The sequence below is a fragment of the Streptomyces sp. NPDC054786 genome (assembly GCF_053611685.1).
This window is the reverse complement of the sequence record NZ_JBSHAW010000006.1, coordinates 67,133-81,238: the sequence shown is the minus strand read 5'-3', so window position 1 is coordinate 81,238 and position 14,106 is coordinate 67,133. Positions and strand designations below refer to the sequence as shown.

Below are 14,106 nucleotides of genomic sequence, written 5' to 3'. Positions count from 1 at the left end.
TCCGCCGTGCTGCGCCGGCTCCGCCATGGTGCGGATTCCCGGCCCGCGGCCGTGACTTCGCGGCCGCCGGCCGGGGAGAGCGCAGCCCGGGGGAGTCACGCCAGCCTCAGCGCAAAGACGGCGAACCCGGCGGCCAGGAGCGCCGCGGCGGCTCGGCGGGTCCGGGTGACACCGGTCCAGGGGGCCTCGAAGCGGCGCGTGGTGCGACCGATGAGGACCAGCGCCGCGGCGAACACCGGCAGCCAGGCGAGCCGGACGAGGACCCAGCCGACGGTGTCGGGCCGCGCGGTCAGCCCGGGTACCTCGCCCAGGAAGGACGCGGGCACGGCCGCCGAGAGCAGCGCCGTCTGGTGCCAGCACAGGACCGTCATCGCGGACAGGTTGATGAGCGTGACCGGTGCCCACAGGGCGGGCCGGCGCAGGAGCCGGGCGAGCCGGTCACGGAGCAGGACGGCGGCGCCGGACTGGGCCGCGGCCAGCGCCAGGACCAGCAGCGACGGTGGGTGGGAGTTCGTACGGTCCTGACCGGGGACGCCGACCATGCTCGCCGGGTAGTGGAAGAACAGCAGCAGCGCGGCGAACAGCGCGGCGCCCCCGAGCAGCAGCGACCGGGCGGCGCGCCGGCCGAGCCGCCGCTCGCCCCAGGACACCCCGAGCTGATAGGCGAACAGCCAGCCGGGCAGGAGATTGAGCAGGCTGAGCCACGACGGCATGGCGTCGGCGAACGGCCCGTAGCGCAGGAAGTCCACCGCCGCCACGACGGCCGCCAGCGGTGCCGCGGCCCAGGCGCCCCACCGCCGGGCGGCCCGGACGCAGAACGGCGTCAGCGCGGTGACCGCCGCATACACGCCGACGAACCACAGCGGCTGGATCACCAGCGTCGCCCCGGTCCGCAGCGTCGCCTCCGGGACCCCCAGGCCGTACAGGACGGGGAGCAGCACCGCCCACACGGCCGTCACACCGAGCACCGGGCGGCCCAGCCGGACGATCCGGCCGCGCAGCCAGGTCCCGGTGGGCTCACCCCGCCCGGTGGAGCGCCGGAGGGACAGCGCCGACGCATGGCCGCCGACCAGGAAGAAGATGCCGAGCAACTGCAGCACCCAACTGGCGGGCGAGAGGGAGCCGAAGGCGGTCAGCAGGCTGGTGTTGTGCAGTGCGCCGTCGGTGTCGCGGTGGAAGCCCTCGAGCAGCCAGTGGCCGACGGGCACCGCGAGCAGCGCCAGCGCGCGCAGACCGTCGAGGGCGCGGTCGCGGTCCGCGGGCGTGCGGTCCTCGATGGTGCGGACCGTTTTGTGGGCGGCGCCTCTGAGAGACGTAAGAGGGGCGATGTCCATGAGGCGTCCTTGAGTCCTGGGACCGGAGGGGTGAGGAGCGGTGGAGGCGCGGGGAACGGGGCGGTGCGGCCGGTGCGCGCCGGCGCCTGTCGAAGGCGCGTCCCGGCGTCAGCGCACTGCGTCGTAGTGGCCCAGCACGACGGCCGCGAAGTTCCGGAGGGAGTCCGTACCGGGGGCGAGATAGCCGGTGTGGCCCACCGCCCGCTCGGCGGAGATCCGGCGGGCGCCGAAGGCGGGGTCGGTCGGGTCGGTGCCGTGGCCCAGGCCGAACAGCTCGACGTTCGGGATGTCGCCGATCCAGTCGGATGCGTCCCGGGCCGCCCAGATCCGGGCCGTGGTGTGCAGTTCCGCGGCGGTGTCCCGGCGGATCCCGGGAGAGCCGAAGACGATCAGGTCGGCGAGATCGCCGCGGTTCAGCCGCGGTACGGCCAGCCCGCAGACCACCGAGCCGTAGCTGTGGCACAGCACGGCCGGGGCCGGGGCGCCGACGGCGGCCAGGCCGGACAGGAAGCGGGCCAGCCGCGGCGCTCCGGCATCGGCGAGCCGGCCGGTCATGGCGTCCGGACCGACGCCGACCGGCGTGGTGTATCCGGCCCAGGCGATGACCGCGGTACGGGTCCCGGGCGCATCGGCGGCCAGGCGGGTCCGTAGCGACCTGGCCATGCCGGCCGGTGTGCCGTACGGGTCCCGGTCGCGGTCGAAGGAGGCCAGGTCGATGTCCGAGCCCGGCACGATCACGGCGGTGCGTTGCGCGGTGGCCAAGTCGCCGTACACCTCGGCCACTTGTCCGCGGCCGCGGGGATCGAAGGCGAGGAGGTGACGGCCGGGGGCGAGCAGCGAGGCACAGCGGGCGGCCGCCTTCCTGGCCCGACGGTGATCCTGGAGGGTGCCGGCCGGATCGGTGGCACGCGCCTGCTGGCGGTCCCGTTCCGCCTTCAGCGCACGGGAGTTGGCCGCATATCGCACCGTGGGGGGCACACCGTCGAGATTGCCGACGGTGAGCGGATGCCGCGCCACCAGCGTCCGGCGCTGCCCGTCGGTCAGCGAGGCGAAGAAGCGGGCGACCTCGGCGGGTTGGACGGTCGCCGGGTCCGGCAGCCGGACGCCGAGGGAGTGGTCGGCGCGCCAGGCGGCCGCGCCGGGTGCCGGGCCCGTGACAGCTGCCTGAGCGGTGCCGGCCGCCCAGCCGCCGGTACCGGCGACCACGGTCAGCGCGAGCGCGGCGCCGATGAGCGTGCGCCGGCCGCGTCGAGCGGCGGTTCGCAGCCTGGACATGATGGTGTCTCCCTCTCCCGTTGGTGTGGCGGAGGGAAATGTAGGAAGACGGTGTATGACGCGGCGTCACGCCGCGGAGCCAACTGGCCGGTGATACCCCGGTAGGGGGGAGAGGCCTCCCTCGTCCTCAAGGAGGAGCGGTGGGGAAGGAAGACGCAGGGGAGTGGGGGGAGGGGTGCCGGTCACCGGGGCGGCCCCGGGCCCGCTACTGCTCCCCGGGCGAGACCAGCCCCGACTCGTACGCGAAGATCACGGCTTGGGCGCGGTCCCGCAGCGCCAACTTGGCGAGCACCCGGCTGACATGGGTCTTCACGGTCTGCTCGGCGACGATCAGCGCCTCGGCGATCTCCTGGTTCGACAGCCCACGGGCGATCAGCTCCAGGACCTCCGTCTCCCGCGGGGTGAGGCCCTTCAGCCGGAGCGTGGCCCGGCCCTTGCGGGGCGCCGGCCACCGGCGGGCGAAATCGGCTATCAGCCGCCGGGTCACGGACGGGGCGAGCAGCGCCTCCCCGGCCGCCACGACCCGGACCGCGGAGATCAGATCGCCCGGCGGCGCATCCTTGAGGAGGAACCCGGACGCACCCGCGCGCAGCGCCTCATAGACGTAGTCATCGACATCGAAGGTGGTCAGCATCAGCACCTTCGGGCGATGCAGCACACCGGGGGGCGGATCGAGCAGCTGACGGGCCGCCTCCAGACCGTCCATCTCCGGCATCCGGACATCCATCAGCACCACATCGGGGTGCGTCCGGCGGCTCAGCTCCACGCCCTGCACACCGTCCGGCGCATCGCCCACCACCTCGATATCGCCCTGCGCGGCGAGCAGCGCGGCGAAGCCCGCGCGCACCATGGCCTGGTCGTCGACGATGATCACGCGCGTGGTCATACGGAGTCGGAATCCTTCGGTGAAAGGGAAGCAGCCGGGGCGGGCGGCGGCGAGAGGGGGAGCTGCGCGGCGACCCGGAAGCCGCCGCCGGGGAGCGGCCCGGTGTCGAGCGAACCGTCCACCAGCCGCACCCGCTCCCGCATACCGATGAGGCCATGACCGGTACCGGCGGCCTCCAGGGGCGCGGACGGTGCGGGCGGCGGGGAGTTGACGACCAGAACGGTCAGCCGGGAGCCGTCCGCCGCCGTCGTCACCGACACCCGGGTCTGCGCGCCCGGGGCGTGCCGTACGACATTGGCCAGCGCCTCCTGCACGATGCGGTATGCCGACAGGTCCACCGCCGGTTCGAGCGGCACCCGGTCCCCGGGCAGCGACAACTCCACCGGGACCCCCGCCCGTACGGTCCCCTCGACCAGCTTCGCCAGCATGCCGATACCGGGCTGCGGGGCCTTCTCCGGGCCGCCGTGCCGCTCCGTCTCCTCGCTGCGCAGCACCCCGAGCAGCCGGCGCATCTCCGCCAGGGACTCCCGGGCGGTCGCCGCGATCGACCCGAACTCCTCCTCGGCCTCCCGGGGAATCCCGCTGATGCGGTACGGGGCGCTGTCGGCCTGGACCGTGATCAGCGACATGTGGTGGGCGACGACATCGTGCAGCTCACGGGCGATGCGGGTGCGCTCCTCCAGCAGCGTCCGACGGGCCCGCTCGGCCTCGCTGATGGTCTCCTGCTCGATCAACTTCCGCTGGGCGTCGCCGCGTTCCCGCAGCGTGGCGCCCATCAGCAGCACCACACCGGCGAGCACGAAGAGCAGCACCCAGGTGCCGTCGCTCCGGTCCGGGGTCGTCGGTTCGAAGAGGATGCCCGCCAGGCCGGTCGTCAGCCAGACGGCGACCAGGGTGCGGCCGCGCTCGCGCAGCGACAGGGCCACCATCAGCGCGAGATATCCGACGATCACCGTCGGCGGCCAGGGCCAGGGGCGGCCCTCGACGCCGTTCGCGTGGGCGAGTGCCAGGGCGCAGAGGATGTCCGCCGTGAAGATCACCCACCAGGCCTGCAGCGGCCGGGTCACCGCGAGCAGCAGCGGCGCGGTCTGCGCGGTGGCCAGCGCGCCGGCCAGTCCGCCGCCCAGGCCGTAGTCGTGGCTGAGGACGGTGATGCTCGTCGGCAGCAGGGACACCGCGAACACGAACGCGACGAGGTACGGCAGCCGGCGCAGCCAGGGATTCCGGACACCGCCGAACAGCGGGGTGCCGGGCTCCGTCGGGGTGCCGAGCTCGACGGCGAGGACGTGCAGCGCCTGTCGCGCGGCGCGCAGCACCCGTTGGCGGGTCGGCTCGCGTACGGGGAGGGAGGAGGGTCCGGTCATCGCGCCCTCCATCTAAGCGGAGCACCGCGGCCACGGCGTCATACCTGGGTGCGGGCTTCCGACCCCTACCACGGTATGACTCCCCGGTTCCCACACCGGGCCCGTACGTCCGGCACCCGTTCCCCGAACTCTTCCGGAGTCCCTGGACTCCCCGGAGTACCTGAGCCCCCTGGGGCTCCGCCGGAACCCCTAGAGCTCCGCCAGCAGCTCGGCCTTCTTCGTGCTGAACTCGTCGTCGGTCAGCAGGCCCGCCCCGTGCAGCTCGCCGAGGTGCCGTATCCGGTCCGCGATGTCGGCGGGATCCCGGCGCGCGTCCCCGGTCCGGCGGCACGGTTCGCCCTCCGGCGTCTCCTGTGCCGGCTCGGCGGCGCGTACGGCCTGCAGCACCGCGGCCGCGAACGGCAGCGACTCATGGACGGGGCCGTACCCCAGCCCGAACATCACCGCGGCCGGATCCTGGTCCGCCTCGCCCGTCCCCGGCTCGCGGGCGCCGCGCTCCAGCAGACGCAGATAGCCGTTGAGGATCTCCGGCGACCGCCACTCGACCCCGGCCAGCTCGCCGACCGTGAAGGTCTGGTCGCCGCACTTCCACTTCGCCGTGGACGCACCCGTCCAAAACCACCGGAAGGCGACCGAGCTCCCGTCGAAGGAGGCCTTGCCGTCATACGCCTTGAAGTGCAGCGGGGGCTCCGGCGCGGCCACCAGATGGCGGTCGGCGGGCTCCTTCGCGTCGGGGCCGAGCACCGTGCGCAGCTCGTCGGCGTAGTACTCGGCCAGCGTCTCGCGCTCGGCCGGCAGCACCAGCCGGTACGGATCGGCGTCCTCCTTGAGCTGCCCGTCCGCCGCCTCCATCAAAGGATCGGCGCCGGGCCGGGGCACGGCGTGCAGCACCACCGTGCCGCGTCTGCCCTCGGTCACCTCGACGGAGCTCAGCGCCTCGTACGGAATGCGTCGCTCGCCGAGCGCCTGGAACAGCTTCGGCTTGCGGATCCCCCGTTCGAAGCGGATGAGTACGGAGTCCGTGTCGAACTCCCAGACGGCATGAAAACCGGCCAGCACATCACCCATGCGGCTCATCGTATGCGGGCGGTTGCCCGCCCGTCCCCCTTCCGGACACCTCGGGGGCGTCTGCCGCAGCTACGCGCGTCACTCCGGCCACCCGCTCCGTTCTCTGCCTGGTGGACGTCGCCGGTGCGGGGCGCGGTTCCCGCAGGCACGGCCCGTCCCCGGGCGCCGGGCCGTGCCTGCGGCCGCGGTTCGTACGGCCCTGCGCCCTCAGGCCAGGTCCGAGCTGCAGTGCGGGTCGTCGGAGGCGCAGTCGACCGTGCTGGTCGCGCCGACCCCGACCAGGGCGAAGTTGCGCAGGCTGCGGGTGCCGGGCGCGAAGTAGCCGGCGTGCCCGACGGCGCCGTCGGCCGACAGGATCCGCGAGCCGAAGGACGGATCGACGGGGTCGGCGCCGTGGCCGAGCCCGCCGACCTCCAGGTAGGGCACGTCCTGGATCCAGTCGTCGGAATCCCGCATGGCCCAGACGCGGGCGTGGGTGCCCAGCGCGGAGAGGCTGCCGGCCCGCATGCCGGGGCTGCCGGCCACCGCGATGTCCTCGACGTTGGACGGCAGGTCACGGGCCGCGACGCCGCACACCACGGACCCGTAGCTGTGGCAGAACAGCGAGACGGTGTCGGAGGAGGGCAGCGAGCCCACCAGGGCGCGCAGCCGGACCGCGCCGGCCGCGGCGAGCTGCCCGGTGGCGGCCTCGACGCCCATACCGGACGGCGAGGTGTAGTCGGCCCAGGCGATCACGGCGGTACGGGCGCCCGGCCGGGCTTCGCGCTCGGCGCCGTACAGGGCATGCCCCATGCCGACGGGGGCGGTGGTCGCCCGTGCGGTGCGCTCGAAGGTCGACAGGTTGGTGTCCACACCGGGCACCACGACCGAGACCCGCTGCGCCGCCGGGAGGTTGCCGAAGACCTCGGCGGCCCGGCCGCCGCCGGCCGGATCGAAGGCCAGGATCTGCCGGGCGGGACTCATCATCGAGGCGAAGCGGTGCATCAGCCGGCCCGCTTCCTGGCGGCCGACGGGGGTGAGCCGGTGGTCGCCCATCCGCTGTTTCTCGATGGCGCGGGCATCGTCGATCGCCATCCGGTTGGCGCGGTACCGCAGCGGTACGGGGGCACCGTTCATATTGCCCAGGACCAGCGGATAGCGGTCGGCGAGCTGCTGCTTCTCGGCGCCGGTGAGCTTGGCGAAGAAGGTCCGGAGCGCGGCCGGCGAACCGTTGGGGTCGGGCAGCGGGCGTCCGTGGAAGGTGGCGTGCTGCCAGGCGGTCTTGGCGGTGGCCAGCGGGTTGGCGTCTTCCTTCGTACCTCTGACGGCCGTCCAGCCCGTCATGGCAAGCATCACGAACACCACCGCCAGGGCGAGCGCGGCGCGCCAGGCGGAGGACTGCAGGAAGCTGGAGGAGGGGCCGAGGCCCGGGAAGGAAGTCACCGCGAGCCACCCTAGGAGACGCGGCAGCGTGCTCGCTGTGACCGTGAGTGAGATCACGTTCCACGGTGGGTATATCGACCAAACCGGACACCTGTCGTCCGTTTTCGGTGCTCAGTCGTGCAGAAGCGGACTCATGGAGCGGCGGTCGTGGTCGCCCAAAGATGGATGCCCATTACAGGGAGTATTGAATGCCGCCGCGCGCCGGCTCACGGCCCGCCCGGTCCGGCCCTGCCGACCGGGTGCGGCGCCGGTGCACTCACCTCGCCCGCCAGTCGTCATCCATCGCCGGCCCGATGTGGTCCAGATAGGACTGGGTCAGCTCGCGGATGGACGCCACGCTGCACTCCTGCCCCTCGCCCCACACCTTGCCCGCCACCCGCATCACCCCGCTGAACGCGGCAACCAGCACCCGCGGCCGCGGATCGGCATCCACGTCCAGCCCCTCGCGCCGGGCGATCAGCCGCGCTATCTCCTCCTCCAGTTCGGAGGAGCGCCGCAGATGCACGGCGACCAGCGCGGGCGTCGACTCGATCATCTGGTACGAGCGCATGTGCAGCTCCACCGGGATCACCGACTCGATGGCGCTGCCGATGTCGTCCCAGGCCACCATCACGGCACTGCGCAGGGCGGTGAGCGGCGCCTCCGCCGCGGGCCGCGCGCTCAACTCGTCGAGGAAGCGGGCCTCGACCATCTCCTGGACGGCGAAGGCGACGTCCTCCTTGTTGGCGAAGTAGCGGAAGTACGTCCGCTGGGAGACATCCACCGCCTCCGCGATCTCGTCGATCGTCGTCGCCTCGTACCCCTGCTCCGTGAACAGTTCGAGCGCCGCGCGGATCAGGGCGTCGCGGGTGCGCTGCTTCTTGCGTTCCCGCAGGCCCGTGCGTGCCGTATGCGGCGTCGGGGTCGCCATCCTGAGCCGCCTTTCCGTGGTGTTCTCGCTGCTCAGGTTACCTGTGAGCCAGATGACAGTTACCGACTCATGAATTGCTTTGTCAACTGTCAGTGGCTGACATTAGCCTCGTTGTATGAGTTCTCAGACCCCGGTTGCCGTCGCTGCGCCGGACCTTCCCGTACCGGAGCCCCGAAAGGGGCTGCGCGGCCATCCGTGGCTGACCCTCTTCTCCGTGGCCATCGGCGTCATGATGGTCGCCCTGGACGGCACGATCGTCGCCATCGCCAACCCGGCCATCAAGGAAGATCTCGGCGCCTCGCTCGCGGACGTGCAGTGGATCACCAACGGCTACATGCTCGCGCTGGCCGTCTCGCTGATCACGGCCGGCAAGCTCGGTGACCGCTTCGGCCACCGCCAGACCTTCCTCATCGGCATCCTCGGCTTCGCCGCCGCCTCCGGTGCCATCGGGTTCTCCCACGAGGTCGCGCTGGTCATCACCTTCCGCGTCCTGCAGGGCCTGTTCGGCGCACTGCTGATGCCCGCCGCGCTGGGACTGCTGCGTGCCACCTTCCCGGCCGAGAAGCTCAACATGGCGATCGGCATCTGGGGCATGGTCATCGGCGCCTCCACCGCCGGCGGCCCGATAGTCGGCGGGCTGCTGGTCGAGCACGTCAACTGGCAGTCCGTGTTCTTCATCAACGTCCCCGTCGGTGTGCTGGCCCTGGTCCTCGGCCTGGTGATCCTCAAGGACCACCGCGCGGTGAACGCCCCACGCTCGTTCGACATACCGGGCATCGTGCTGCTCTCCGGAGCGATGTTCTGCCTCATCTGGCCGCTGATCAAGGCGTCGGCCTGGGGCTGGGGCGACCAGAAGACCTGGGGCTTCCTGATCGCCGCGGTGGTCCTCTTCGCGCTGTTCGCCGTCCTGGAGACCAAGGTCCGCGAACCGCTCATCCCGCTGCGGATGTTCCGCTCCCTGCCGCTGACCGCCGGCACGGTCCTGATGGTGCTGATGGCCTTCGCCTTCATGGGCGGCCTGTTCTTCGTGACGTTCTACCTCCAGAACGTCCACGGGATGACCCCCGTCGACAGCGGTCTGCACCTCCTGCCGCTCACGGGCATGATGATCGTCGGCTCGCCGCTCGCCGGCGCCCTGATCACCAAGCTCGGCCCGCGCATTCCGCTGGTCGGCGGCATGGTCCTCACGGCCGTCGCCATGTACGGCATGTCCGGCCTCGACACGGACAGCGGCACCGGCCCGATGTCCCTCTGGTTCGCGCTGCTCGGCCTGGGCCTCGCGCCCGTCATGGTCGGTGCCACCGAGGTCATCGTCGGCAACGCCCCGCTGGAGCTCTCCGGCGTCGCCGGCGGTCTCCAGCAGGCCGCGATGCAGGTCGGTGGCAGCCTCGGTACGGCCGTGCTCGGCGCGGTGATGGCTTCCCGCGTCGACAACGAACTCCCGGGCAACTGGAAGTCGGCAGGCCTCCCGCCGGTCCCGCCCGCGAAGGCGTCCCAGCTGTCCGACGCCGTCTCGGGCGGTATCGCACCGGTCCCCAAGGGCACCCCGCCGGAGCTCGCCCAGAAGATCACGTCCGTCGCGCACGACACCTTTGTGTCCGGCATGGGCCTGGCCTTCACGGTCGCCTGCGGTGTGGCGGTCGTCGCCGCCGTCGTCGCCGTCTTCACCAAGCGCGGCACGAACACCGAGGCGGGCGCCGGCGTCGGCCACATCTGACCGGGGGCCCGGCCGTACGGCAGCTCACCCGCGGCGCGGGGTACGGCCGCGGTGCGGGGTCACGGGCGCGGTGCGGGGTACGGCCGCGGTGCGGCGCATGCCCGGCAGCGCGGGGTACGGCCCCCGGGCCGTAAGGTCCGCGGCCCCCGGTCGCGACGGACGGCCGGTAGGCACCATTCCGCAGCGCCCGGCGCGCGGCAGGCACGAGGCTTTTCCTCGTCCGGCCGCGCGCCGTTGCGTGGTGGCGTCAGCGGCGGGCGTCAACCGGCCGCCGCGGGCCGCGCCCGGCCCCTCCCGCCTTGCGACCGGCGGCAGTTGGGCGCCGCCGGAGGGCCGAATCCCTCATCCGGATGAGCCGTCCCGGGAACCGGACCGGGGAGCGGCCGCCTCCGGGGGCGACAGGTGCCCTCCCGAACCCCGGCGGGCCATGGGGCGAACGGTTTCCGCAGTCCGTCCCGCCGGTCCGCCCCACGTCAACGCCGTGCCTCGGCGCCCCGCTCCGACCCTTTCCGCCCCTCCACATACCTGATCCGGGTGGCCGCTCCGCCACGGCCTTGGCAACCGCGCCGCACCCTCGCGAAGCTCGACACCGCAGCACCCGCCACGGGCAACCCGCCCATGGCGGGACGTCATCGTCGTATTTCACGGGGGAGAGATTCCTATGCGTCTGCGTCTGCGTACGTCCCACACCACCGCGCTCCTCACCGGCCTCGCCGCGCTCACCGCGGCCCTCGCCGTCCCGCCCGCCCTCGGCACCCCGGCCGCGCACGCGGCCCCCGGCGGCCGGCGGGCCGCCGCCTCGGGCGACTGCGCGACAGGCGCGCTGTGCCTGTGGCCGAAGGCCGACTTCGGCGGCACGCGGCGGAGCTATGAGCTGTCCGACACCGACATCGAGAGCTGCACCCCGCTGCCCAAGGGAACCAGCGCCGCCGCGCTCGCCAACCGGACGGGCCGGCCGGTCACCACCTACCAGAGCGTGGAATGCGCCGAGACCGCCGAGTTCGACACCTACCCGGGCGGCGGCAGCTGGGTGCCCCGGTCCCCGTACCGGGTACGGGCGTTCAAGGTGTGGGAGCGCTGAACCGGCCGCCCACGGACCTCCCCGTACGCACCCCCGCGCCCCGCCGAACACCACCGCGCCCCCCGACCGGCGAAGGACGCTGGTCGGGGGGCGCGGCAAAGGGGGTGCGGCAGCCGGTCGCGGAGAGGTCAGGCGTCGCCGCCGGCCTCACCCGCGTCGGCGGCCGTGACATCCAGGAGCTGGTAGCGGTCGATCGCCTGCTTCAGCAGCGACCGGTCGACCTTGCCCTCCTTGGCGAGCTCGGTGAGCACGCCCAGGACGATGGACTGCGTGTCGATGTGGAAGAAGCGACGGGCCGCGCCACGGGTGTCCGCGAAGCCGAAGCCATCGGCGCCCAGCGACTGGTACGTGCCGGGAACCCAGCGCGCGATCTGGTCCGGAACGGCCCGCATCCAGTCGGAGACCGCGACCTTCGGGCCGTCGGCGCCCTGGAGCTTCTGCGTCACGTACGGGACGCGCTGCTCCTCCTCCGGGTTCAGAAGGTTGTGCTCCTCGATCTCCACCGCGTCGCGGCGCAGCTCGTTCCAGGACGTCGCCGACCAGACATCGGCCTTGACGTTCCACTCGTCCGCGAGGATCTGCTGGGCCTCGACCGCCCACGGCACCGCCACACCCGAGGCGAGGATCTGGGCCGCGTGCTCGCCCTTCTCACCGGCCTTGATGCGGTGCAGACCCTTGAGGATGCCCTCGACGTCGACGTCCGCAGGCTCCGCCGGGTGCTGGATCGGCTCGTTGTAGACGGTCAGGTAGTAGAAGATGTCCTCGGCGTTCTCGCCGTACATCCGCCGCAGACCGTCCCTGACGATGTGCGCAATCTCGTAGCCGTAGGCCGGGTCATAGGCGACACAGGCCGGGTTGGTCGAGGCCAGCAGCTGGGAGTGGCCGTCGGCGTGCTGCAGACCCTCACCGGTCAGCGTCGTACGGCCCGCGGTCGCGCCGAGCACGAAGCCGCGCGCGAGCTGGTCGGCCATCTGCCAGAACTGGTCGCCGGTGCGCTGGAAGCCGAACATCGAGTAGAAGACGTAGACCGGGATCAGCGGCTCGCCGTGCGTCGCATAGGCCGAGCCGGCCGCGATCAGCGAGGCGGTGCAGCCCGCCTCGGTGATGCCGTCGTGCAGCATCTGACCGGTCGGCGACTCCTTGTACGCGAGGAGCAGTTCGCGGTCGACCGACTCGTACTGCTGGCCCAGCGGGTTGTAGATCTTGGCCGACGGGAAGAACGCGTCCATACCGAAGGTGCGGTACTCGTCGGGCGCGATCGGCACGAAGCGCTTGCCGATCTCCTTGTCCCGCATGAGGTCCTTCAGGACACGGACGAACGCCATGGTCGTGGCGATCTTCTGCTGCCCCGAGCCCTTCTTGGCACCCGCGTAGGCCTTGTCGTCCGGCAGCTGCAGCGGCTTGGCACGCACGACACGGGTGGGCACATAGCCCCCCAGCCCCTTGCGGCGGTCGTGCATGTACTGGATCTCTTCGGAATCGCGGCCCGGGTGGTAGTACGGCGGCAGGCCGTCCTCCAGGTCCTTGTCCGGGATCGGCAGGTGCAGCCGGTCACGGAAGCCCTTGAGGTCCGCGACCGTCAGCTTCTTCATCTGGTGGGTCGCGTTGCGGCCCTCGAAGTTCGGGCCGAGCGTCCAGCCCTTGACGGTCTGCGCGAGGATCACCGTCGGCTGGCCCTTGTGGGCCTTGGCCGCCGCATACGCCGCGTAGATCTTCTTGTGGTCGTGACCGCCGCGGCCCAGGTGCAGGATCTGGTCGTCGGTCATGTTCTCGACCATCGCCCGCAGACGCTGGTCGTCGCCGAAGAAGTGCTCGCGGATGTACGCACCGGTCTCGGTGGCGTACGTCTGGAACTGACCGTCGGGCGTGCTGTTGAGCCGGTTGACCAGGATGCCGTCGCGGTCCTGCGCCAGCAGCGGGTCCCAGCTGCGGTCCCACACCAGCTTGATGACGTTCCAGCCGGCACCGCGGAACTGCGACTCCAGCTCCTGCATGATCTTGCCGTTGCCGCGGACCGGACCGTCGAGGCGCTGCAGGTTGCAGTTGACGACGAAGGTCAGGTTGTCCAGGCCCTCACGGGCGGCGATGGACAGCTGGCCGAGCGACTCGGGCTCGTCCATCTCGCCGTCGCCGAGGTAGGCCCAGACGTGCGACTTGGAGGTGTCGGCGATACCGCGCGCCTCCATGTAGCGGTTCATCCGCGCCTGGTAGATCGCGCCGAGCGGGCCGAGGCCCATCGAGACGGTCGGGAACTCCCAGAAGTCCGGCATCAGCCGCGGGTGCGGATAGCTGGACAGACCGTTGGGAGCCTTGGACTTCTCCTGCCGGAAGGCGTCGAGCTGCGGCTCGGTCAGCCGGTCCAGGAGGAACGCACGGGCGTAGACACCGGGCGAGGCATGGCCCTGGAAGAAGATCTGGTCGCCGCCGTCACCCTCGTCCTTGCCCCGGAAGAAGTGGTTGAAGCCCACGTCGTAGAGGGAGGCGGAGGAGGCGAAGGTGGCGATGTGGCCGCCGACGCCGATGCCCGGACGCTGGGCGCGCGAGACCATGACCGCGGCGTTCCACCGGGTCGCGTTCAGGACCTTGCGCTCGATCTCCTCGTTGCCCGGGAAGAACGGCTCGTCCTTGGTCGCGATGGTGTTGACGTAGTCCGTGCTGCGCATCTCGGGCACGGCCACACGCTTCTCGCGCGCACGCTCGATCAGGCGGAGCATGAGGTAGCGGGCACGTTCCCGGCCCCGCTCGTCGACGGCTGCGTCGAGCGAGTCGAGCCATTCCTGGGTCTCTTCGGGATCGAAGTCCGGGACCTGGCTGGGAAGGCCGCCAATGATGATCGGGTTTCGATCGGATCCGGAAGCCACGCTGTTCCTTCGTGTTCGGTTCGTGTCGTGCTCTGCACGCTATTGATGCTGTGCACGGGACGAATGCTGTCGCTGCCTTGGTGTCGCGCCGTCTTCCATCGTGTACCGAGCCACAGGGATACGTCACCTCTACCGATGGGTAACCATCCGTAGAGAGATGGCGCTGAAAAGGCCGATTTCTCGTGTCG

Annotated in this window: 10 protein-coding genes; 2 read left to right on the top strand and 8 right to left on the bottom strand. The window is 71.7% G+C overall.

Annotated elements, in window-relative coordinates; genetic code table 11:
- Window positions 1-95 precede the first annotated feature (95 nt).
- From ACWGI6_RS07235 to ACWGI6_RS07205, 7 genes are all read right to left on the bottom strand, one after another.
- On the bottom strand, window positions 96-1,334 hold the full coding sequence (locus ACWGI6_RS07235; RefSeq protein WP_453266572.1) for an acyltransferase family protein: 1,239 nt from the start codon (window positions 1,332-1,334) through the stop codon (window positions 96-98).
- Window positions 1,335-1,442: 108 nt separating this feature from the next.
- A complete protein-coding gene (locus ACWGI6_RS07230; RefSeq protein WP_453266571.1) occupies window positions 1,443-2,609 on the bottom strand; it encodes an alpha/beta hydrolase in 1,167 nt (388 codons plus the stop codon).
- Between the two features lie 205 nt (window positions 2,610-2,814).
- Window positions 2,815-3,495 (bottom strand): response regulator, encoded by a 681-nt coding sequence (locus tag ACWGI6_RS07225; protein ID WP_393905642.1) that lies wholly within the window; start codon window positions 3,493-3,495, stop codon window positions 2,815-2,817.
- Entirely contained in the window at window positions 3,492-4,859 is a 1,368-nt protein-coding gene (locus ACWGI6_RS07220; protein WP_453266570.1) for a sensor histidine kinase, read from the bottom strand. Before ACWGI6_RS07220 ends, ACWGI6_RS07225 begins: the two co-directional genes overlap by 4 nt.
- Window positions 4,860-5,048: 189 nt before the next feature.
- The gene (locus ACWGI6_RS07215) at window positions 5,049-5,927 is read right to left on the bottom strand and encodes a DUF4429 domain-containing protein (protein WP_453266569.1); all 879 of its coding nucleotides are present in this window, start codon (window positions 5,925-5,927) and stop codon (window positions 5,049-5,051) included.
- A gap of 207 nt (window positions 5,928-6,134) precedes the next feature.
- Window positions 6,135-7,349 carry an alpha/beta hydrolase gene (locus ACWGI6_RS07210; protein WP_453266568.1) on the bottom strand — a complete coding sequence of 405 codons (1,215 nt, stop codon included), beginning with the start codon at window positions 7,347-7,349 and terminating at the stop codon, window positions 6,135-6,137.
- A gap of 256 nt (window positions 7,350-7,605) precedes the next feature.
- Window positions 7,606-8,259, bottom strand: a complete 654-nt coding sequence (locus ACWGI6_RS07205; protein ID WP_453266567.1) for a TetR/AcrR family transcriptional regulator — start codon at window positions 8,257-8,259, stop codon at window positions 7,606-7,608.
- A 115-nt stretch (window positions 8,260-8,374) separates the two neighbouring features.
- Between ACWGI6_RS07205 and ACWGI6_RS07200 the strand changes: the two genes are divergently transcribed.
- Complete coding sequence (locus ACWGI6_RS07200) at window positions 8,375-9,976, top strand: MFS transporter (RefSeq protein WP_453266566.1); 1,602 nt, start codon at window positions 8,375-8,377, stop codon at window positions 9,974-9,976.
- Window positions 9,977-10,637: 661 nt separating this feature from the next.
- On the top strand, window positions 10,638-11,057 hold the full coding sequence (locus tag ACWGI6_RS07195; protein WP_393905648.1) for a peptidase inhibitor family I36 protein: 420 nt from the start codon (window positions 10,638-10,640) through the stop codon (window positions 11,055-11,057).
- 128 nt (window positions 11,058-11,185) lie between these two features.
- Here the strand turns inward: ACWGI6_RS07195 and aceE are convergent, their stop codons facing one another.
- A complete protein-coding gene (gene aceE, locus ACWGI6_RS07190) occupies window positions 11,186-13,918 on the bottom strand; it encodes a pyruvate dehydrogenase (acetyl-transferring), homodimeric type (RefSeq protein ID WP_453266565.1) in 2,733 nt (910 codons plus the stop codon).
- Between the last annotated feature and the right edge of the window lie 188 nt (window positions 13,919-14,106).

What these genes read in the sequence shown, in the direction of transcription:
- ACWGI6_RS07195 (WP_393905648.1), top strand. Translation starts at nt 10,638, where the DNA reads ATGCGTCTGCGTCTGCGTACGTCCCACACCACCGCGCTCCTCACCGGC.
- ACWGI6_RS07225 (WP_393905642.1), bottom strand. Translation starts at nt 3,495, where the DNA reads ATGACCACGCGCGTGATCATCGTCGACGACCAGGCCATGGTGCGCGCG.
- ACWGI6_RS07205 (WP_453266567.1), bottom strand. Translation starts at nt 8,259, where the DNA reads ATGGCGACCCCGACGCCGCATACGGCACGCACGGGCCTGCGGGAACGC.
- ACWGI6_RS07230 (WP_453266571.1), bottom strand. Translation starts at nt 2,609, where the DNA reads ATGTCCAGGCTGCGAACCGCCGCTCGACGCGGCCGGCGCACGCTCATC.
- ACWGI6_RS07220 (WP_453266570.1), bottom strand. Translation starts at nt 4,859, where the DNA reads ATGACCGGACCCTCCTCCCTCCCCGTACGCGAGCCGACCCGCCAACGG.
- ACWGI6_RS07215 (WP_453266569.1), bottom strand. Translation starts at nt 5,927, where the DNA reads ATGGGTGATGTGCTGGCCGGTTTTCATGCCGTCTGGGAGTTCGACACG.
- ACWGI6_RS07200 (WP_453266566.1), top strand. Translation starts at nt 8,375, where the DNA reads ATGAGTTCTCAGACCCCGGTTGCCGTCGCTGCGCCGGACCTTCCCGTA.
- ACWGI6_RS07235 (WP_453266572.1), bottom strand. Translation starts at nt 1,334, where the DNA reads ATGGACATCGCCCCTCTTACGTCTCTCAGAGGCGCCGCCCACAAAACG.